Raw genomic sequence first — 19,763 nt, forward strand, 5'->3', positions numbered from 1 at the left:
TACGAATGAAAAATAAAGTCATTGCAATAGTGGGCCCTACCGCTGTAGGTAAAACAAAATTAAGTATAGAAGTAGCCAAACGATATAACGGTGAAATTATTAGTGGGGACTCTATGCAAGTTTATAGAGGAATGGATATTGGTACTGCGAAAATAACGAAAGAAGAAATGCAAGGGATTCCTCATTATATGATTGATATAAAAGATCCCGATGAACCTTTTTCTGTTGCCGATTTTCAGCAGTACGTTACCCATTATATTGATATCATTACAAAAAAAAATAAGCCTCCCATTCTTGTTGGTGGCAGTGGTTTATATGTTCAAGCAGCGCTTTATAGTTATCATTTTCCAACGTACAAACGTGATGAAAAAGTCGTTGAAAAATTAGAAAATGAGATAGCCGCTTTTGGGATTGAACCGCTATATAAGAGATTACAGGAAATTGATCCTAAGCAGGCGGCTAAAATTCACCCAAATAACCATCGACGTGTTGTTAGAGCTTTAGAAATTTACGAGACAACAGGAAAAAGAATGTCAGATTTTCAACAACAGGTGAAGGAATCACCGTATGATGTAAAATTAATTGGGCTTGAAATGAAAAGAGATGAATTATATAGGCGAATTAACCATCGAGTTGACATGATGATGGAACGTGGACTTATTCATGAGGTTGAAAAATTATATCAAAAAGGTTATACTCATGAACAATCCATGCAGGCGATTGGCTATAAAGAGTTTATTCCTTATTTGAAGGGAGAAAAAACGTTAGAGGAAGCGGTCGAAACGCTAAAACAAAATTCACGTCGCTATGCTAAAAGACAATATACTTGGTTTCGTAATAAAATGGATGTCGTTTGGTATGACGTTTCAAATGGAGCAATTAATGAAAAATTTAGAAAAATTTTAGACGATCTTGCAGGATTTTTGCATAGCTAGGTCGAACTAGATATAGTAGATAGATATGAGGAGGAAGTATAATGGCGCAAACCGTGAATATTCAAGACCAATATTTAAATCAACTTAGGAAGAACCGCATTGCAGTAACTGTTTTTCTAACCAATGGCTTTCAACTTCGAGGAGTTATCAAAGGATTTGATAATTTTACTGTTTTAATTGAATCCGATGGAAAGCAGCAATTAATTTTTAAACATGCGATTTCTACCTTTTCCCCGGCTAAAAACGTTGAATTGGAAAAGGAATAATATAAAAACCGGGTGCACAAATGCATCCGGTTTTTGATCATGTAGGAAATTATATCTGCTTCTGCATGATGCCTTTTTTAAAAGAGCGTTGTTTAGCTTAAAGTGCCATACTGTAGCAAACTTCTAAGACAAGTCAACATGGACTTCTACCACTGTCGTCGTTTTCTTTTTTCCCGAATGTAAGGTTCGTTATTTCTTCGTATTATTCTCTACAACTCTTGAATCAGGAGTCCCACAGCACCTTAGATGCGGAATAAAATTCTTTTTTACACTATAGGAATAGGAAAGTATAAAACTTTTATAGTTTTTCTAAAAGTTACCTAGGCAAATGTCACACCTTTTTGTTTTAGACGTATACTAAAACTAACTGAGGGGTGATGACATGGAAACGCAAATGATAAGAAACCGAAATGGGCAAGTGAATATTATTTTAAAGGAGAAAAGCAGCACGCATTTACCCTCTCCACGCTTACAAGGTGCAAAAAAGAAAAATCCGTTTCACGAAATTGATCAGGCGTTTTCTTCATTTATCGGTATGAAGGAATTAAAAGAGCGAATCAAGGAAATTTACGCTACTGTTATTATAAACAAGAAAAGAAAAGAACTTGGATTAATGAACCATCAACAAGTCTTGCATATGCTATTTAAAGGAAACCCAGGTACAGGCAAAACGACGGTTGCCAGGAAGCTTGCTAAATTATATTATGATATGGAACTGTTGTCAAAAGGGCATTTTATTGAAGCAGAACGTGCAGACTTAGTCGGAGAATACATTGGTCAAACCGCTCAGAAAACGAGGGCACTTGTACAAAAGGCACAAGGTGGGGTGCTGTTTGTTGATGAAGCATACTCACTGGCTCGAGGTGGAGAAAAAGATTTTGGTAAAGAAGCGATTGATACATTAGTAAAGCAGATGGAGGATCATCAGTATGACTTTGTATTAATTCTTGCCGGATACCCTTATGAAATGGAGCGGTTTTTAACGCTAAATCCTGGTTTAGAATCAAGATTTCCATTTATTTTGGAATTCCAGGATTATGGTGCAACACAATTACTTAAAATCGCCAAGAGAATGGCTACCGAACGTGAATACCAGCTAACCAAAGATGCAGAATTAGAATTAAAAACGCATTTGTTGAGAAAAACAAGAGAATATAACCGTAATTTTTCTAATGCCCGTTATGTTCGCAATATAATTGAAGGTGCCATTCGTACGCATGCCGTTAGATTATTAGAAAATGAACATTTTACGACAGATGATCTCATTTATTTAACTGCAAAAGATCTACAATTAAAACCATTTTAATCATTAAAGCGATCATTTATTCCCTTTGTACTTTTCTTGATGGATAAACTTTGGTGTATTTATTATTATTTGATATGATAGATAGGAAAAGCTTGTATACGAGAATAGCCAAGAGAAAAGAAAGAGGTTCTGTTTGTGTCAAAAGAAAGAATTCTTATTATTGCTGTCAAACAGCCATCGCAGGATCAAGACCAATTCGACTCATCATTAGCTGAATTACAATCTTTAAGTGATACAGCAGGTGGAAAAGTCATCCATATCGTTACACAAAAGCGGGATAAGATTCATCCTGCTACATATATTGGTTCAGGAAAAATAGAAGCTATAAAATCGTTGATTAAAGAAAGTGCAATTGATTTAGTTATCTCTAACGATGAGTTATCTCCTGGTCAGTTACGAAATCTAGGGAGCTTCTTTGGTGTGCGCATTATTGACCGAAGCCAATTGATTTTAGATATTTTCGCACAACGTGCCCGTACAAAAGAGGGGAAGCTGCAAGTAGAACTTGCTCAGCTTGAATATATGCTGCCGAGATTACGAGGACAAGGTATTGAGCTGTCACGTCTTGGTGGAGGTATTGGAACGAGAGGGCCCGGAGAAACAAAATTAGAGACAGATCAACGCCATATTCGGAGACGAATACATGATATCAAACAGCGACTACATACAGTCGTAAAGCAAAGAGAGCAATATCGCAAGCGGCGTAAGACGAATGATGTATTTCAAATAGCCATTGTTGGCTACACGAATGCAGGTAAATCGACGCTCTTTAATCGGCTAACCAATAGTAATTCTTTGGAAGAAGATCAATTATTTGCTACCCTTGATCCTCTGACAAGGCAAATCCAGCTTCCATCAGGGATGCAGTTGCTAATTACAGATACAGTTGGTTTTCTACAAGATTTACCAACTTCATTAATCGCAGCTTTTAAATCTACTTTGGAAGAGGTCACAGAAGCCGATTTTCTTATTCATATGGTTGATGGATCACATCCGAATCTAAATAAGCAGCAGGATACGGTATTAGAATTGTTAAAAGAGTTGAATACGCATACGATTCCAATGCTTACCGTTTATAATAAAAAAGATCTTATCAAGCAGGATGTTATTCCAATCAATCATCCTCATCTATTGATTAGCGCTTATGAGGCAGCTGATATTAACCGCGTTCTAACGACGATAGAACATCTATTAAAAAAAGAATGGGAATACTATGCGGTTTCGCTGCCGCCGGATCAAGGCAAACTGTTACAGCAATTGGAACGAGATACAATTATTGAGAAAAAACAATTTGATGAAATTAGACAAGTATATGAAGTAAAAGGATATATGCGAAATGAGATTCCGTTAAATCGGTTATTAGAGGAGTAACAGAAATAAAATGGTAGAACAGTTAGCAAAACAAGCAGAAAAAGATTGTAAAGAACAACATGAAGAAATAAATCGAATGGTTGAAGTAAATCAAAAACGGGTATTAGATGCATTTCGTCAGCATCGAGTAAGCGATAGTCATTTTCATTCGACCAGCGGTTATGGGTATGACGATCTGGGTCGTGAAGTATTAGAAAAAATTTATGCAACGGTTTTTGGCGGTGAAGACGCTCTTGTTCGACCGCAAATCGTTTCAGGAACTCATGCTATTACAACTGCCTTATTTGGGGTGCTTCGTCCTGGTGATGAGTTGATTTATATTACGGGAAAACCTTATGATACCTTAGAAGAAGTTATTGGAATACGGGGGAGCAATGCTGGCTCTTTACATGATTTTCAAGTTGATTATCAGCATGTGGATCTATTGGAAAATGGTGCAATTAATTTTCCTGCTGTCAAACAAGCAATAACGGAAAAAACAAAAGTAATCGGCATTCAGCGCTCAAAAGGTTATGATGATCGACCTTCTTTTACGATCGAAGAAATAAAGGAAATGATCCAATTTGTCAAATCCATTAATCCGCATTTAATTGTATTTGTGGATAATTGTTATGGCGAATTCGCAGAGTTACAAGAACCACCACATGTAGGTGCTGACTTAGTCGCTGGTTCGTTAATTAAAAACCCTGGTGGAGGATTAGTCCGAGCAGGTGGTTATATTGTTGGTAAAGAAGCATTGATTTTGCAGTGTGCAAACAGATTAACTGCTCCAGGACTAGGAAAAGAAAGTGGCGCTACTTTCAATGTTCTGCAAGAAATGTATCAAGGCTTCTTTCTTGCTCCACATGTAGTTGGCGAAGCGTTAAAGGGAGCTATTTTCACGGCTCGATTTATGGAATTGGCTGGCTATATATCTTCACCAAAGTTTAATGAAAACAGAACTGATTTGATTCAATCGGTAACATTTAATAATAAAGAAGAGATGATAACTTTTTGTCAAGCCATTCAAGAAAATTCACCTGTCAACTCCTATGTTAAGCCTTATCCAAGCGAAATGCCTGGATATGAGGATGAAGTAATCATGGCTGCTGGTACATTTATCCAAGGTGCTAGTATTGAATTATCTGCAGACGGACCATTGCGCCCACCGTATATTGCCTTTGTTCAAGGTGGATTAACATATGCCCACGTTAAGATAGCGCTAATCGAGTCATTAAGAAAATTACAAATAAAGTGAAACTTCATTCCGTGGAACGCTTTTTACACGGAATGTTAGTTAAACGAATCGGGCATTTACTTGCAGTTAGATCCTCCCACCTAACCCTCCTGGTTTTTTCCTCGTAGCATGGAAGTGGAGGTCTTACTGCAAGTTACATGCGGGATAAATGGTTTATAATGGAATAGTTAGGGGAAGTAATAAAAGAGCGGGAAGGTGGTGACCTCTAAAAGTTAGACTTATCATTCTAACTTACGGGGGTCGGTACTGTAATAACGCTCTTTTTTACTTTTCTATTAAGTAAACCATATCCTTTATGACAATATATTCATAGCTACATGAAAACTTAAATTTGGGAAAATTCGCGTAAGAAAACCTAACATGTAATTGACATGTTAGAATACATAACATATAATGAAAAAGAATTATTTTTTAGGGGGTCATGAATTGAATGATAAGGATCGTCGTTCGATGCCTTTATTTGCCATAGGTATTGTGATGAAGTTAACGGAATTAACAGCAAGGCAAATAAGGTATTATGAGGAGCACGGTTTAATTCACCCAGAAAGAACAAGTGGTAATCAACGTTTGTTTTCGTTTAATGATGTGGATCGTTTGCTAGAAATCAAAGATTACTTGGATAAAGGTCTCAATATTGCTGGTATTAAGTTGCTTTTGGAAGAAGATAATGCTAAGCAAAAAAATGATAAAAAAGTTTCAGAATCATCCAATCTATCTGATAGAGAATTGCGTGAAATTTTAAGGAATGAATTGAAAGATCCAAGCTTTCACATAAAAACAAATTTACGGCAAGGAGAACTTTCCAGGTTTTTCATTAACTATTAGTTTTAAATAGGAAAACAAATGGGAATCTTCAACTATTTGTTTTTCTATTTCAAATAAAAAATATTTATAGGAGGACAATTTATGGGACAAGGTTATACGAGAGAAGATGTGGTAAGACGGATTAAGGAGGAAAATGTGCGATTCATTCGTCTGCAATTTACAGATATGCTAGGCACGATCAAAAATGTAGAAATTCCTCTGAGCCAATTAGACAAAGCGTTAGATAATAAAATGATGTTTGATGGTTCATCCATTGAAGGCTTTGTTCGTATCGAGGAATCAGATATGTATTTATATCCTGATTTAGACACATTTGTTGTATTCCCATGGACATCGGATAAAGGTAAGGTTGCTCGCTTCATTTGTGACATCTATAAAACCGATGGAACACCGTTTGAAGGAGATCCACGTTATAATTTAAAAAGAAACTTGAAGAAAATGCAAGAACTTGGATTTGATGCGTTTAATATTGGAACAGAGCCTGAATTTTTCCTTTTTAAACTAGATGATAAAGGCGAACCATCTTTAGAGTTAAATGATCATGGCGGTTATTTTGACCTTGCCCCAACGGATTTAGGAGAGAATTGCCGTAGAGACATTGTATTAGAACTAGAAGAAATGGGCTTTGAAATTGAAGCTTCTCATCATGAAGTAGCTCCTGGACAGCATGAAATTGACTTTAAATATTCTGATGCCGTGAAGCATGCTGATGATATTCAAACATTTAAATTGGTTGTAAAAACAATAGCAAGAAAGCATAATTTGCACGCTACATTTATGCCTAAACCATTATTCGGAGTAAACGGATCTGGAATGCACGTAAATATGTCCTTATTTAAAAATGGTGAAAATGCTTTTTATGATAAAAATGGCGAGATGGGATTAAGTAAAACAGCTTTTCAATTTATTTCTGGTATTATTAAGCATGCAAGCAGTTTTACAGCAATTACTAATCCAACCGTTAACTCATATAAACGATTAGTTCCCGGCTATGAGGCACCTAGCTATATTGCTTGGTCAGGTGCAAACCGAAGCTGTTTGATGCGTATTCCTAATTCTCGTGGTATTAGCACTCGTGTTGAAGCGCGCAGTGTCGATCCATCAGCTAATCCTTACTTAGCATTAGCTGCTCTATTAGCGGCTGGTTTAGATGGGATAGAAAATAAAATGACTCCGCCTCCTGCAGTCGACCGAAACATTTATGTGATGACGAAAGAAGAACGTGAAGAAAATGGCGTTCATGATCTTCCTAGTACATTAGCGGATGCATTAGAGGAATTAAAGAAAAGTGATGTGATCATTAATTCATTAGGCGATCACTTATTTGAACATTTTATAGAAGCTAAAGAAATCGAATGGGAAATGTTCAAAACACAAGTCCACCCTTGGGAAAGAGAACAATATTTGAGAATGTATTAAAGCTTGATACAGAAGGGCTTTGTTGTGTGGGCGAAACGTTTAATTAAACCTAGTTACTCGTTTCATTCACGGAACACCCACAAAAATACACAAAAAATATTTGCTGTTAAAAATACTGTTCAGATAATTTCAAACTGTGCAGTATTTTTCTGATCCATTTTTTGGTGAATATACTTTTGGTATGAAGAAAATAGAAAATTACATTTATTGCGTTACGCCCCTCTTACTTAATAATATTAAAAGACCTGTTCCTTAGCTTAGGTATAATCGGCTTTGCGGTTTTGGAAAATTGGAATATAATAAGAAATAGGATACTTTTATTTGTACAAATAAGAACAAATTGACGTTCCGTTACATATCGAATCGAACGGAACTGGTTTTACACGAATATTTAAAGTCTATGAATGTTCGGATTGTCCGTTATGTTCCCGATGTACCAAAGCAAAAGAAGGGAATCATCGAAAAATACACGATATTGAAAATGGGAACAACAAAAAGAATCTACTAGTCAACAGCTATCAAAAAAGGACTGGAGAAATCTAAGCAAGCGTAAAATTGACGCGGAACCAGTCTTCAGATTTCTGAAGGCTAATTTGCGTTTCACTTAAATAAAAAGAAAGAAAGATGAACTAGGATTTGCGTTCATGGCGGTGAACTTACGGAAATACACCGGCAAACACCTAATTCATTTATAGATAAATAACGACAACAACCCAACAAAAAATGGTTCCAATCATCAGTTTTTGATGTTTGGAACCATTCTTCATTATTCTCGGCTAGTTATGTCCCAACCCCATCCTTTACTTTTGATTATTGAAATTGTTATCGGATTATGTTTGTCGGAGGAGGAACTATGATGGATATTCAAGTCTCGCATGTCAGTAAAAGTTTTGATTCAAAAGAAAGTCATAAAAGATATTACGTTCACAATTCCGACAGGTGAAATTTGTTGTTTACTTGGGCCTTTTGGTTCGCGAAAAACAACATTAATTCGCCTGATGATTGGCGCAATTACTTCAATTTGCAGACGTGCAAATGCCAAATATGAACATGTTAAAAAAGGTAGGATATATGCCGCAGAATGATGCGTTATATAACGATCTATCTGCAGAAGCCAATTTACATTTTTTGGAGGGCTTTGCCATATTGATAAACGTAAATCAGAAAATCGCATCGATGAAATACTAGCTATAGTTGGTTTAACGAGCATCGAAAAAATTGGTGGCAAATTTTTTTGGCGGTATGAAAAAGCGGCTTTCGCTTGCGACTGCCATTTTACATTCTCCTAAAATATTGTTCTTAGATGAACCGACAGTTGGAATCGCCCCCGTTTTACGTCGTACTATTTGGGACCAATTTCATTTAATTAAAGATTCTGGGACAACCATTATTGTTTCTACACATGTGATGGATGAAGTGACAGAGTGCATAAAGCGGCACTCATTATAATGGTTCCTTGATTGAATATGATACCGTGACAAATTTACTTGAAAAAACTGAAAAAGGACGAGTTGAGGAACTGTTTTTCATTGCTTCAACTGAATCAAAAGGCCGTGCTGTACGATGATCCATTTAGCCAAACGTGTTATCCGTCAAACAATAAATGACAAACGAAGCGTCATGATGATCCTAATTGCTCCACTATTGATTTTGACTTTAGCTTATTTTTTATTGGGTGATTCAGGTTTGTACCGACAGTTGGAATTGATAAGAATGCTATGCCAGGTTTTCTCATAACTGCATTAGAAGAACAAGGTTTGAATATTGTAGATGTCACAAACAGTGATGCCCAACATGCAAAAAACTATTTGAAGGGCCATCATGAGGTGGATGCTATTTTTACCCTCTCACAAAGTTCAGGCATGAATATTACAATGTATGAGCCCTCTGCCAAAGGGGCGAAGGCTGCTAGTGAGATTCAAACAGTCCTGGCTTCCTTAAATCCTTCAGCAAAAGTAAATATTTCCTATGTTTATGGGTCACAAGACCAGACAACTTTTGATTCTCTCGGTTATGTATTTCTTGCCTTATTTTCATTTTTCTTCGTGTTTATCATTTCGGGGATGGCACTTGTGAGAGAGAAGTGGCGGGACATTGGAACGGTTACTGATGACACCAATTAAACGGAGCGAGGTTATTCTTTGTTATACGGTAGGATATGGCGTGTTTGCCGTAATTCAAGCCATTCTCATTGTTCTTTATTCCATTTTTGTCCTGCAATTAAGTTCCGCGGGGAACATTGGTTGGATTTTGCTCGCGATGGTTTTATTAGCCGTGACAGCCGTTTTATTTGGTGCCACGATTTCCATTTTTGCTAGTTCAGAACTGCAAGTGGTACAAATGATCCCGTTTTACCATCATTCCACAAGTGTTTTTTTCAGGGTTGATTCCCTTAGACTTGATTCCTTATCATCTCGGAATTTTGAGTTATATTATGCCTATTTATTACGGAGCAGCAGCAATCAAAGGTGTCATGGTTTATGGTGATGGTTTCTTTCAAATCTGGGGTTATCTTATCGGCCTAATCGCTTATTCATTTCTGCTATACCTAATAAACGCACAAGCATTGAGAAAACTCAGGAAACTTTAGTCTTGCTAAGTATTACAAACGATAAAAACTTGCCCAACTATCACTTTAATATGAACCTTAGTAGACTTTATGAGAAAAATGCTTAGTTCAATGTTTTTCTATTTATTACATTATATATAATACGGAAAATATATGGCTATTGTTGTCATATATAAAACAACACTTTTAGTTGTTAAAGAGCCTATATTATTTCTAAAATAAGAGTGCTATTTTTTATCTTCAATCAAGATTTACTATTCCGAAAATTTATTGTTTCATTGATATTCATTAACTCAATTGATATATTGGCTATTATGTAAGGTTTTTAGTTTAGTGTAGAAGGGGGTAATTATGTGAGATTTTGGATGGGTTTATCATTCGCTGTTGCCTTTGAAGTAATAGCTGTAATTTTTTTAAGCTATTCCTACGGTCTAACTAAATTGCTCCCAAGTATCATTGCAATCACTTTTTATTTTATCTCCATATTATTATATATGTGGATTACCAGGGGTAAGGAAGTAGGAGTAGTAGGTGCTTTATTTGCAGGGCTTGGGACAGTAATAATCCTTTTAGTTGGATACTTAGCATTTAATGAAAAAATATCCACACTGAAATTAATAGGTGTTGTTCTAATTTTGGCAGGGGTTGCTAGCCTAAGTCGTAAACCTAAACCTAAAGGAACAGGAGTGATTCAGTGATGGGCATAGTCATATTGTTGATTTCAACAATATGTGCTGTAACAGGTCATATCTTCGTAAAAAAATCCGAAGGGATGGCGAACATAAAGTACACCGTTTTTGCTTTGCTTTCATTTTTTGCGGCGATTATTTTGTTATCTATAGCCATAAAATACATGAATATGGGTATAGCTTTTGCAATATGGTCAGGTTTATCTATTGTATTTAATAATTTATTTAACATTATTGTATACAAAGAAGAGTTTACATTTCGTAAGTTAAAAGGCTTAACTTTAATTGTTATAGGAGTAATTATTTTAGAAGCCTTTTAATTGTATTAGGAAAATAGTTTTGCCATATGTCAGTATAGCTATTAAACTATGTTGGCATATGTTTTACTCTTTTAACACAATTTTCTGTCAATTAATATATAACTAAAGAATTTATATATAATTATACTATATATATTTATCAAGTAAATGTCAATAATATATTCAGAGTTGTTAAAAAGGTGATGTATAGATTAGTTATTAAAAACAAGGTCAAGGCTAGCCGATTTCGGGGAAATTCCGGAGTTCTCGTTCTTCAAACATGTGTATCAATTTGCACAAAAAGGTTTGTGAGAAAATAAAGAAATGATTTAAAAGATTTTTATAATTTATTTTATACCATTTTTCATAACTTATCCTAACGCTTACCTTATCTATAATAAGATGTAGTCGAAATGGAGGATTCCATATGGAAGAGATACGTATATTCAGCTTTTTGTATTCATTTTAAGTGTTTGTAGTAAAGTCCTTGTTTAGAAGATATGAAGAAAAATTAAAACAAATAGAAGAAATATAGGATAATATCGAAATATTTGATTTATCTTATCCTTTAATGATTACAATACAACGTGAACTATTAATTTATTATTTTTGCTAATAATCATTAATTCAAAACATCGTTCGATTCAAAAGGAAAGCCGACTAAAAGCGGGCTTACTGCCCACCATCGGCATACCCCTGTTGCAGGGGCATGTTTTCTTTACCTTATCAGAAGTTTTAGAGTTGTACATGGCTAATCCAAACTCTTGCTTATTCAGGACGTTGGGGTGATCTACTCCTTCATGAAGAAGAATTTCATGGAATAAAGCTTATTCTTTACAAACAAAGTTTTTCTTTTATTGGAAAGTAACTAATTATTCGAGATCAAAATAATTGTATGTATAAGCTGGAATAAGATTATTGTGGTGTGGAGTACAAGCTCTTTGTCTTTTTGATATTAATAAAATATTTACAGGGGCAGTGGATTATTTCGTCTCTCTTATAAACTGCTTGATTAACTGAAAAAACAATACATTCATTTTTTGGTTTGACCGTTTACGACGACGAACAGCGTTAGGAAATTCAGTATTATTTCTCTCGTGCTCTCGTTTAATTCAAAATTTTTATGTATAAGAAAGAAATTGCTTTCATTTTATCGTATTATAGAAGAGAGGGGAGGTGTCCGTATTGAAAAAATATTATATAACATTTGTTATGAACGATGGATCAGAAATAGCAATTGAAGAAGAAAGAGAAAGTAAAAATGACTTTTTCTTTAGTTTAAAACGATATGATTCTAAATGGTATAAAAGTAGTAATACAATTATTAATTTAGATAATGTAAATAGTATTGTTCTACAATCAGAGATGGAAAAAAATCAACCTCAAAAAGATAATGAAGATGACTCAAAGGCTTTAAAAAGCACAGTTTGGTGACAGTTTAGTTTCCATCCTTAGGAGCAAGAATACGTGAAAACGACATATTTTCATGCATTGTTGCTCCTGTGAAAAGGTCGTATTTTAAAGAAGCAATGATTATTTTAAATCAAATTTATCGTACTATGCACTAAATTATTTTTCCGTATGTTGATTATCCTCCTTTAAGCCACAATCGGATAAGACACAAAACCTTTAAACTTTCCGTCTTTTATTTTTGAATCATATACTGGACAGCGTTTGTGCATATTATGGCAACCATAAAATTCATTTCCATGAGCAGTATCCAATGTTACTTAACATGTAAATCTATAATATTTTCCAAAATAATCGCACTCTCTATTTAAATTAGAGATAGTTGAATTTCTTAAAATTGCTTAAATAGACTTAATAATTGACAAATGCATATTAGTTAAGTTAACTTAACTTAACCTATCTATAAACCTTTAAAATGAATTAGGGGATGATAAATCAGTGAATGATTATTTAATAATTATAGACAAAATCAATCAAAAATTTGAGCAGTTCAAGTTGTTGATATTACAAGAAACCAAAGAGGTTGAGGAATTGGAGAACTTTCACTTAACTCCTCAACAAGAAATGATAATGTTTTATATCATTCGTAATGGGCCGGTAATTGCGAAAGATATTGCAAATCATTTTGATATTTCGAAAAGTGCGGCTAGCCAAGTAATTTCAAAACTTGAAGAAATAAAAATGATATATCGCAGGGAGAATTCAATAAACCGTAGAGAGACCTTTATTTATCTTGGAGATAGGGGGCGAGAGTTTCATCAGCTTCTTAAAAAAATTGACGATATTCTTGTGGAAAAATATTACACGAAAGTAAGCTTAACAGAGTTAAAAAATGTTCTGGATACATTAAATAAGATTGTCGGAACTAAAAAAAACAAAGGGAGATAAGATAATGGAAAAAAAGTTGAAACAACTAACCAACCGTATACATTATTTACCACATGATCCTGAAACAGATCGACCAATGCTGTCTGCTATATGTGGGATTCACCAAACTTTAATTGTAGATGCAGGAAATTCTGATAAACACGCTAAGTTATTTCTTGATGAACTAGACCAATGTCAAATTACTAATTATCATTATGTAGTATTAACACATTGGCATTGGGATCATAGCTTTGGAACAAATAAGATGAATATGTTAACAATAGCACATGATAACACAAAAATGCATCTTGAAAAAATGATGGAGTATGATTGGTCAGACGAAGCTTTAGATTATCGTGTAGAAAAAGGCTTAGAGAATCAGTTTTGTTCAGAAATGATAAAAAAAGAATTTGGAGTAGACAGAAATATTACTATCACTCTACCTAATATTACGTTTAAAGAAAAACTTGAGATTGATTTAGGTGGTATTCGGTGTGTAGTCAAACACCTAGGTGGAGATCATTCTGATGACTCATCACTCATTTTTGTAGAGGAAGAAAAAGTACTTTTCTTAGGGGACTGCTTGTATCCTAGTATTTACACACAACAACCACAATACAAGATTGATAATGTTAGACATCTCTTAGAAAATATTGAAGTGTTTGATGCCGAAATCTATGTGCTTTCACATGAACCTCCATTATCTAAAAATGATTTTATGGGTTATATAAAGTTATTGAAGTTAATTTGTGACTTAACAGAAAAACATCAAAGAAACCGCTTGAATTTGGTTAATGAGCTATCTACTCAACTAAATCGTAAATTAAGTCTGTTAGAAGAAGAAATTGTTGATTGCTTTATTAACGGATTATTTGTTACTTAAACTAGAAACCATGAAACACCTAAAAAACGAGCTGAATATCGTAACAAAACGTAGAAACAATATTCATTATTTTAATGTCTGAGAAGTGGAATGCTCAGGCGTTTTTTTTATAAAGTGAAACTTCCATGAGTGGGGGTTTCTTTCCCAATCGTTGTGCTATGACAGATGTTTAAAACTAGTTAGTAATTGATATTTTACGAAAACATAATAAACATAATTTTAAATGACTGGAATATGGATAAAACAATGTAACAGGTATCGGTTAATAAAAAGAAACATAGGACAAATTACTTCCTACATAGGCTAGTTAATGTAACGTAACCAACAAACAAAGAGTAGGTGAGTTATTTGTTTTATCATGTGAAGGAATTACAGTATCATGCTAAACCAGAGCGACCAGATCCGGTATATGCAAAAAAGTTACAGGAAATACTCGGGGGACAGTTTGGCGAGATTTCAGTAATGATGCAGTATTTATTTCAAGGATGGAATATACGTGGTAATGGAAAATACAAGGATTTATTAATGGATACAGGTACAGAAGAAATCGCACACGTAGAAATGATTGCAACAATGATAGCTAGATTATTAGATGGAGCACCAGATGTCGAATTGGAAGACGCTGCTAAAGACCCGATTATTGCTGCAATCCTTGGTGGATCGAATCCACAGCATGCGATCGTTTCCGGACTCGGAGCGATGCCAGGAGATAGTGTTGGAAACCGCTGGACAGCAGATTATATCATTGCCAGTGGAAATTTACTAGCTGATTTTAGGGCAAACTTGAATGCTGAATCACAAGGACGCCTCCAAGTAGCTCGATTATATGAGATGACCAATGATTGCGGGGTACGAGATATGCTTTCGTGGTTATTGGCAAGAGATACCATGCATCAAAACCAATGGTACGCAGCGATTTGTGAATTAGAAGAGAAGGAAAACATTGTAGTACCAAGTACATTTCCTCGGGAGTTAGAAAAGCAGCAAGTATCTTATACACTTTTCAATTTTTCCCAAGGAGAAGCAAGTGCAACAGGAAGGTGGGCACATGGCAGAAGTATGGACGGGTATGGAAACTTTAATTATATTGACAAGCCAATTGCTTTTGGAGAAGTACCGCATCTAAAACCGGCTCCAAAATATATTTATAATACGCCTTTATGGGCTTTAAGAACATCGGATGACTCACCTGATCCGAATATGAAATAATTTATAGCTTTCGTTAAATGAAAAGATTTTTTGTATTTGAAAGCTAACCTAGAAAAAAACTGCCTTTTGGCAGTTTTTTAATGAATATTTCGATATAAGCCTATCACTTTACCTAAAATCGTAACTTCTTTATAGATTAAAGGATCCATCATCGAATTTTCAGGTTGTAGACGAAAATGATCTTTTTCTTTAAAGAAACGCTTAACAGTTGCTTCATTTTCCGTGGTCATGGCAACGACGATATCCCCATTTTCAGCAATGTTTTGTTGCTTCACAATTACCATATCGCCATCTAAAATACCTGCTTCTATCATACTTTCCCCTTCAATTACTAAAACAAACAGATTATCATCAGGGCTCGAACTGTTTGCTGGTATTGGCAAAAATTCTTCAATATTCTCCACTGCAGTAATAGGTAAACCGGCAGTAACTTTTCCAATTACTGGAACGTAACGTGCTTCTTCCTTGTGAATCGAAGCATCTTCACCTAAATCTAGTATTTCAATTGCTCTTGGCTTGGTAGGATCTCTTCTGATATAGCCTTTATCTTCAAGCCTTGCTAAGTGACCGTGAACAGTTGAGCTCGACGCTAAGCCAACTGCTTTCGCAATTTCACGGACAGACGGTGGATAACCTTTATTCATAACTTCTTCTTTAATATAATCTAAAATCATTTGCTGTCTTTTGGAGAGTTTAGTCATGTATCTATCACCTCGCACATAGAATTAATTAATCTTAGTTTACCATTAGAAAATAAGTTACGCAAACATTCGTTCGAAAAAACACTTGACAAGATCATACGTTCGTGACATACTTTGGTTAAACATGCGAACAAAAGTTCTGTTATAGAATAAGGAGGCCATTATCATGTTCCAAAAACTAACGAAAACAGATGTATTTTATCTTGTAGGTTTTGCATTCACATTAGGTTTCTTATATTATTCTATTATGATTAGTTAATTTACAAAAAGGAGTTTAAGAAAGTGAGAGCAGTTATTTACTGTCGTGTGAGTACAGATAAACAAACACAAGAAACATCACTTGAAAGGCAAAAGCAGGAGTTAATAGAGTTAGCAGCGAATCACCAATTTACCATAGTAGAATGCATTCAAGAGCAGGAGAGTGGATACAGCATTGAACGTGAAGGGATCTTTCAACTGCTCGATTTATTTTCTGATAAAAAAGCAGATTGTTTACTTATTCAAGATGAAACAAGACTAGGAAGAGGAAATACAAAAATCGCACTGTTTCATCAATTACATAAACTAAATATTCCAATCTATACTTCCTATCATAATGGGAGTTTAGAGTTATCGGAGGCAGATTCCATGGTACTGCAAATTGTTGGAATTGTAGAGGAGTATCAACGAAAAATACATAATGCCAAAATAAAACGTGGAATGAAAAGAGCAATTGAATCAGGATACGATCCAAGTAAAAATCTTTCCAACCAACATAAAGCTCCCGGAAGAGAAAGAAAGGACTTTCCAATAGAAGAAGTCATCCGGCTTAGACAAAATAATTTAACATTTGCGGAAATCGCCTCTACTTTGACTGGATTAGGTTATCCAGTATCAAAGGCAACTGTACATCGAAGATATCAAGAATACCAAAATACTTGAATATCACATATATTATCAGTAAGATAGATGGATGAGAATTTAATTTTAGTTCTTGTCATTTTATTTTATTGTTGATTACGATTGTAAATAGATCTTGCTAGTGCATGTTCAAAAAGAGGAGAAATAGACCTGCAAAGTTCAAGGGACAGTCTCCATTAACGTAGTATCACCTGAGGTGCTAGAAACAAGCCAATTAAAAAACTCAGCTATTTTTCATACATTGGCTAAGGCAAAAGCTAGACATACTTATACTTCAACCCTAAAGTACTCGGGTGCTAGACTTCCTATCTAAATCTAACGTATGTGTTACTTTTTTTGAACATCCTCTACTAGCAGAAACCTTTAAATATACGACTATTATAGTATCATATGCTATTGCTAATTTAGTAGGGAGGAATATCAATGCTTTCAAAAGCAAAAATTGAGCGAATTAATCAGTTAGCACGAAAAGCAAAAACAGATGGTCTTACAATTAAAGAACAAAATGAGCAGAAAAAATTAAGACATGAATATTTACAAGGTGTCAGAGCCTCATTTAAGAACCACTTTAAATCAATGAAAGTAGTTGACCCTGAGGGGAATGATGTGACACCTGAAAAAGTAAAAGCTCTGCAAAAAAAGTATAATAATGGTTTTTAGAAGATGTACAGACCTACTTGGTTATAAGTGTATGATTTCACTTGTAGCAAAGTAGGTTTCGTTATAGAATGGATAGAGGGTGAAAACAGCTTTAAATATGAAAGGAGACACAACTATATGTCAAATGAGATTGAACAAAAATCAATTAATACGATACGAACTTTGTCTATTGATGCTATCGAACATGCAAATTCAGGTCATCCGGGACTTCCGATGGGAGCTGCGCCGATGGCTTACACCTTATGGACAGATTTTATGAACCATAATCCAAAGCATTCCAAATGGTTTAACCGTGATCGTTTTATCCTGTCAGCTGGTCATGGATCGATGTTACTATATAGTCTACTACATTTATCAGGATACGATGTTACAATAGATGATTTAAAATCTTTCCGTCAATGGGGATCGAAAACACCTGGTCATCCAGAGGTTCATCATACAGATGGAGTGGAAGCTACGACCGGGCCATTAGGACAAGGTATTGCTATGGCAGTGGGTATGGCAATGGCAGAAGCTCATCTTGCAGCAAAATTTAACAAGGATGACTTAGAGGTTGTTGATCATTATACGTATGCATTAGTTAGTGATGGAGATTTAATGGAAGGTATTTCACATGAAGCCGCATCACTAGCAGGTCATTTAGGTTTAGGAAAATTGATAGCTCTTTATGATTCTAATGACATTTCACTTGATGGTGACCTTCATCGTTCATTCTCAGAAAATACCGAACAGCGTTTTAAAGCATATGGTTGGCAAGTACTAACTGTAAAAGATGGAAACGACGTAGATTCAATTCGGGAAGCACTCAAAACTGCTCAAGAAAATACCGAGCAACCGACATTGATTGAGGTAAAAACGATAATTGGTTACGGATCACCAAACAAATCCGCTTCCTCTGCTTCTCACGGTTCTCCACTTGGTAAAGATGAAGTGAAGTTAACCAAAGAATTTTATAAATGGACACATGAAGACTTCTATGTTCCAGAAGAAGTATACGAAGACTTTAATGAAAAGATCGTTAAAAAAGGACAAGCATTAGAAAAAGAATGGAATGAGATTTTAACTAAGTATAAAGAAAAGTATCCAGAATTAGCAAGAGAATTGGAACTAGCAATAAATAAGGAACTGCCTGAAGGTTGGGATAAGGAACTGCCACAATTTGATCCGGAAGAAGATGCACTTGCTACAAGAGCATCTTCAGGTAAAGTTTTGAATGCTATTGCTAAAGCTGTGCCTAACTTCTTTGGGGGTAGCGCTGACTTAGCTGGATCTAATAAAACAACGATTAATGATGAAGATGATTTCTCCCGTCGGAATTATGCCGGTAGAAATATTTGGTTTGGGGTACGTGAACATGCAATGGGGGCTGCATTAAACGGTATGGCATTACATGGAGGATTACGCGTTTTTGGTGGAACATTCTTCGTATTTAGCGATTATTTGCGTCCTTCCATTAGACTAGCTGCATTAATGAAAACGCCTGTAACTTATGTATTAACACATGATTCCATTGCAGTAGGAGAAGATGGTCCAACTCATGAACCAATTGAACATCTGGCTTCATTAAGAGCTCTGCCAGGGTTATCACTTATTAGACCAGCAGACGGTAATGAAACACAAGCTGCTTGGCGTTTAGCATTAGAATCTAAAGATAAACCAACAGCACTTGTTCTAAGCAGGCAGAACTTACCAACTCTACCAGGGACGAAAGAGCATGCTTATGAAGGTGTTAAAAAAGGTGCATACATTATTAGTGATGCTGAAAAAGAAATTCCAGATGCAATATTGTTAGCAACTGGTTCTGAAGTACAATTAGCTGTTCGTGCACAAGCAGTGCTTAAAGAAAAAAATATCGATGTACGCGTTGTTAGCATACCATCCTGGGATCGTTTTAATGCTCAAGATGAGAGTTACAAAACAAAAGTTCTTCCTCCTGAAGTTAAAAATCGAGTTGCTATTGAAATGGCTGCTCCATTCGGCTGGGAACGTTATGTTGGCGAACATGGTAAAATAATCGGTATCCATACATTTGGAGCTTCCGCAAAAGGTGAAAAAGTGATAGAAGAATATGGATTTACTGTAGAGAATGTGGTGAAGCATGTGGAATCACTAATAAAATAACAAAAAAGAATGGTCTAGTTTTTAAACTGGCACCTA

General features: G+C 35.2%; 21 protein-coding genes and 1 pseudogene. 21 read left to right on the forward strand and 1 reads right to left on the reverse strand.

Features of this window, described 5'->3' with window-relative positions:
* The first annotated feature begins 5 nt into the window (after positions 1-5).
* From miaA to JNUCC74_RS08925, 18 genes and pseudogenes are all read left to right on the forward strand, one after another.
* The gene (gene miaA / locus JNUCC74_RS08840) at positions 6-935 is read left to right on the forward strand and encodes a tRNA (adenosine(37)-N6)-dimethylallyltransferase MiaA (protein WP_454067708.1); all 930 of its coding nucleotides are present in this window, start codon (positions 6-8) and stop codon (positions 933-935) included.
* 41 nt (positions 936-976) lie between these two features.
* Positions 977-1,201, forward strand: coding sequence for an RNA chaperone Hfq (gene hfq, locus JNUCC74_RS08845; RefSeq protein WP_077320497.1), 225 nt, complete (start codon positions 977-979; stop codon positions 1,199-1,201).
* 382 nt (positions 1,202-1,583) lie between these two features.
* Complete coding sequence (locus JNUCC74_RS08850) at positions 1,584-2,507, forward strand: AAA family ATPase (protein ID WP_454067709.1); 924 nt, start codon at positions 1,584-1,586, stop codon at positions 2,505-2,507.
* A gap of 135 nt (positions 2,508-2,642) precedes the next feature.
* Positions 2,643-3,878 carry a GTPase HflX gene (gene hflX / locus JNUCC74_RS08855; protein ID WP_454067710.1) on the forward strand — a complete coding sequence of 412 codons (1,236 nt, stop codon included), beginning with the start codon at positions 2,643-2,645 and terminating at the stop codon, positions 3,876-3,878.
* A 10-nt stretch (positions 3,879-3,888) separates the two neighbouring features.
* Positions 3,889-5,115, forward strand: a complete 1,227-nt coding sequence (locus tag JNUCC74_RS08860) for a methionine gamma-lyase family protein (protein ID WP_454067711.1) — start codon at positions 3,889-3,891, stop codon at positions 5,113-5,115.
* 426 nt (positions 5,116-5,541) lie between these two features.
* Complete coding sequence (locus JNUCC74_RS08865) at positions 5,542-5,940, forward strand: MerR family transcriptional regulator (protein WP_454067712.1); 399 nt, start codon at positions 5,542-5,544, stop codon at positions 5,938-5,940.
* Positions 5,941-6,021: 81 nt separating this feature from the next.
* Positions 6,022-7,359, forward strand: coding sequence for a type I glutamate--ammonia ligase (gene glnA / locus JNUCC74_RS08870; protein WP_454067713.1), 1,338 nt, complete (start codon positions 6,022-6,024; stop codon positions 7,357-7,359).
* A 310-nt stretch (positions 7,360-7,669) separates the two neighbouring features.
* A pseudogene (locus JNUCC74_RS08875) lies at positions 7,670-8,054 on the forward strand (transposase); the annotation flags it as partial.
* 180 nt (positions 8,055-8,234) lie between these two features.
* Complete coding sequence (locus JNUCC74_RS08880; RefSeq protein ID WP_454067714.1) at positions 8,235-8,444, forward strand: ATP-binding cassette domain-containing protein; 210 nt, start codon at positions 8,235-8,237, stop codon at positions 8,442-8,444.
* 136 nt (positions 8,445-8,580) lie between these two features.
* Positions 8,581-8,808, forward strand: coding sequence for an AAA family ATPase (locus tag JNUCC74_RS08885; protein ID WP_454067868.1), 228 nt, complete (start codon positions 8,581-8,583; stop codon positions 8,806-8,808).
* 308 nt (positions 8,809-9,116) lie between these two features.
* Positions 9,117-9,482, forward strand: a complete 366-nt coding sequence (locus tag JNUCC74_RS08890; protein WP_454067715.1) for a hypothetical protein — start codon at positions 9,117-9,119, stop codon at positions 9,480-9,482.
* On the forward strand, positions 9,454-9,846 hold the full coding sequence (locus tag JNUCC74_RS08895; RefSeq protein WP_454067716.1) for an ABC transporter permease: 393 nt from the start codon (positions 9,454-9,456) through the stop codon (positions 9,844-9,846). Before JNUCC74_RS08890 ends, JNUCC74_RS08895 begins: the two co-directional genes overlap by 29 nt.
* Positions 9,847-10,281: 435 nt before the next feature.
* Positions 10,282-10,626, forward strand: coding sequence for a DMT family transporter (locus JNUCC74_RS08900; RefSeq protein WP_454067717.1), 345 nt, complete (start codon positions 10,282-10,284; stop codon positions 10,624-10,626).
* Positions 10,626-10,937 (forward strand): DMT family transporter, encoded by a 312-nt coding sequence (locus JNUCC74_RS08905; protein ID WP_454067718.1) that lies wholly within the window; start codon positions 10,626-10,628, stop codon positions 10,935-10,937. The genes JNUCC74_RS08900 and JNUCC74_RS08905 overlap by 1 nt, the downstream gene beginning before the upstream one ends.
* A 1,164-nt stretch (positions 10,938-12,101) precedes the next feature.
* A complete protein-coding gene (locus JNUCC74_RS08910; protein ID WP_454067719.1) occupies positions 12,102-12,350 on the forward strand; it encodes a hypothetical protein in 249 nt (82 codons plus the stop codon).
* Positions 12,351-12,824: 474 nt separating this feature from the next.
* Positions 12,825-13,274 carry a MarR family winged helix-turn-helix transcriptional regulator gene (locus tag JNUCC74_RS08915; RefSeq protein WP_454067720.1) on the forward strand — a complete coding sequence of 150 codons (450 nt, stop codon included), beginning with the start codon at positions 12,825-12,827 and terminating at the stop codon, positions 13,272-13,274.
* 4 nt (positions 13,275-13,278) lie between these two features.
* A complete protein-coding gene (locus tag JNUCC74_RS08920; RefSeq protein ID WP_454067721.1) occupies positions 13,279-14,136 on the forward strand; it encodes an MBL fold metallo-hydrolase in 858 nt (285 codons plus the stop codon).
* Positions 14,137-14,484: 348 nt separating this feature from the next.
* A complete protein-coding gene (locus JNUCC74_RS08925; protein WP_454067722.1) occupies positions 14,485-15,345 on the forward strand; it encodes a manganese catalase family protein in 861 nt (286 codons plus the stop codon).
* Between the two features lie 77 nt (positions 15,346-15,422).
* Here JNUCC74_RS08925 and lexA read toward each other — a convergent pair whose 3' ends face one another.
* Entirely contained in the window at positions 15,423-16,046 is a 624-nt protein-coding gene (lexA, locus tag JNUCC74_RS08930; protein WP_077320509.1) for a transcriptional repressor LexA, read from the reverse strand.
* A 282-nt stretch (positions 16,047-16,328) separates the two neighbouring features.
* Between lexA and JNUCC74_RS08935 the strand changes: the two genes are divergently transcribed.
* The 3 genes from JNUCC74_RS08935 to tkt all read left to right on the forward strand — a co-directional run bounded on the left by JNUCC74_RS08935 (position 16,329) and on the right by tkt (position 19,727).
* Positions 16,329-16,967 (forward strand): YneB family resolvase-like protein, encoded by a 639-nt coding sequence (locus tag JNUCC74_RS08935; protein WP_454067723.1) that lies wholly within the window; start codon positions 16,329-16,331, stop codon positions 16,965-16,967.
* A 402-nt stretch (positions 16,968-17,369) separates the two neighbouring features.
* Complete coding sequence (locus JNUCC74_RS08940) at positions 17,370-17,606, forward strand: DUF896 domain-containing protein (RefSeq protein WP_077320511.1); 237 nt, start codon at positions 17,370-17,372, stop codon at positions 17,604-17,606.
* 117 nt (positions 17,607-17,723) lie between these two features.
* Entirely contained in the window at positions 17,724-19,727 is a 2,004-nt protein-coding gene (gene tkt, locus JNUCC74_RS08945; protein ID WP_454067724.1) for a transketolase, read from the forward strand.
* The last annotated feature ends 36 nt before the right edge of the window (positions 19,728-19,763 follow it).

It is taken from the genome of Cerasibacillus sp. JNUCC 74 (genome assembly GCF_053667775.1).

Coding starts and splice junctions, on each gene's coding strand:
- miaA (WP_454067708.1), top strand. CDS start 6: ATGAAAAATAAAGTCATTGCAATAGTGGGCCCTACCGCTGTAGGTAAA.
- hfq (WP_077320497.1), top strand. CDS start 977: ATGGCGCAAACCGTGAATATTCAAGACCAATATTTAAATCAACTTAGG.
- JNUCC74_RS08850 (WP_454067709.1), top strand. CDS start 1,584: ATGGAAACGCAAATGATAAGAAACCGAAATGGGCAAGTGAATATTATT.
- JNUCC74_RS08860 (WP_454067711.1), top strand. CDS start 3,889: ATGGTAGAACAGTTAGCAAAACAAGCAGAAAAAGATTGTAAAGAACAA.
- glnA (WP_454067713.1), top strand. CDS start 6,022: ATGGGACAAGGTTATACGAGAGAAGATGTGGTAAGACGGATTAAGGAG.
- JNUCC74_RS08880 (WP_454067714.1), top strand. CDS start 8,235: ATGTCAGTAAAAGTTTTGATTCAAAAGAAAGTCATAAAAGATATTACG.
- JNUCC74_RS08905 (WP_454067718.1), top strand. CDS start 10,626: ATGGGCATAGTCATATTGTTGATTTCAACAATATGTGCTGTAACAGGT.
- JNUCC74_RS08920 (WP_454067721.1), top strand. CDS start 13,279: ATGGAAAAAAAGTTGAAACAACTAACCAACCGTATACATTATTTACCA.
- lexA (WP_077320509.1), bottom strand. CDS start 16,046: ATGACTAAACTCTCCAAAAGACAGCAAATGATTTTAGATTATATTAAA.
- JNUCC74_RS08940 (WP_077320511.1), top strand. CDS start 17,370: ATGCTTTCAAAAGCAAAAATTGAGCGAATTAATCAGTTAGCACGAAAA.
- tkt (WP_454067724.1), top strand. CDS start 17,724: ATGTCAAATGAGATTGAACAAAAATCAATTAATACGATACGAACTTTG.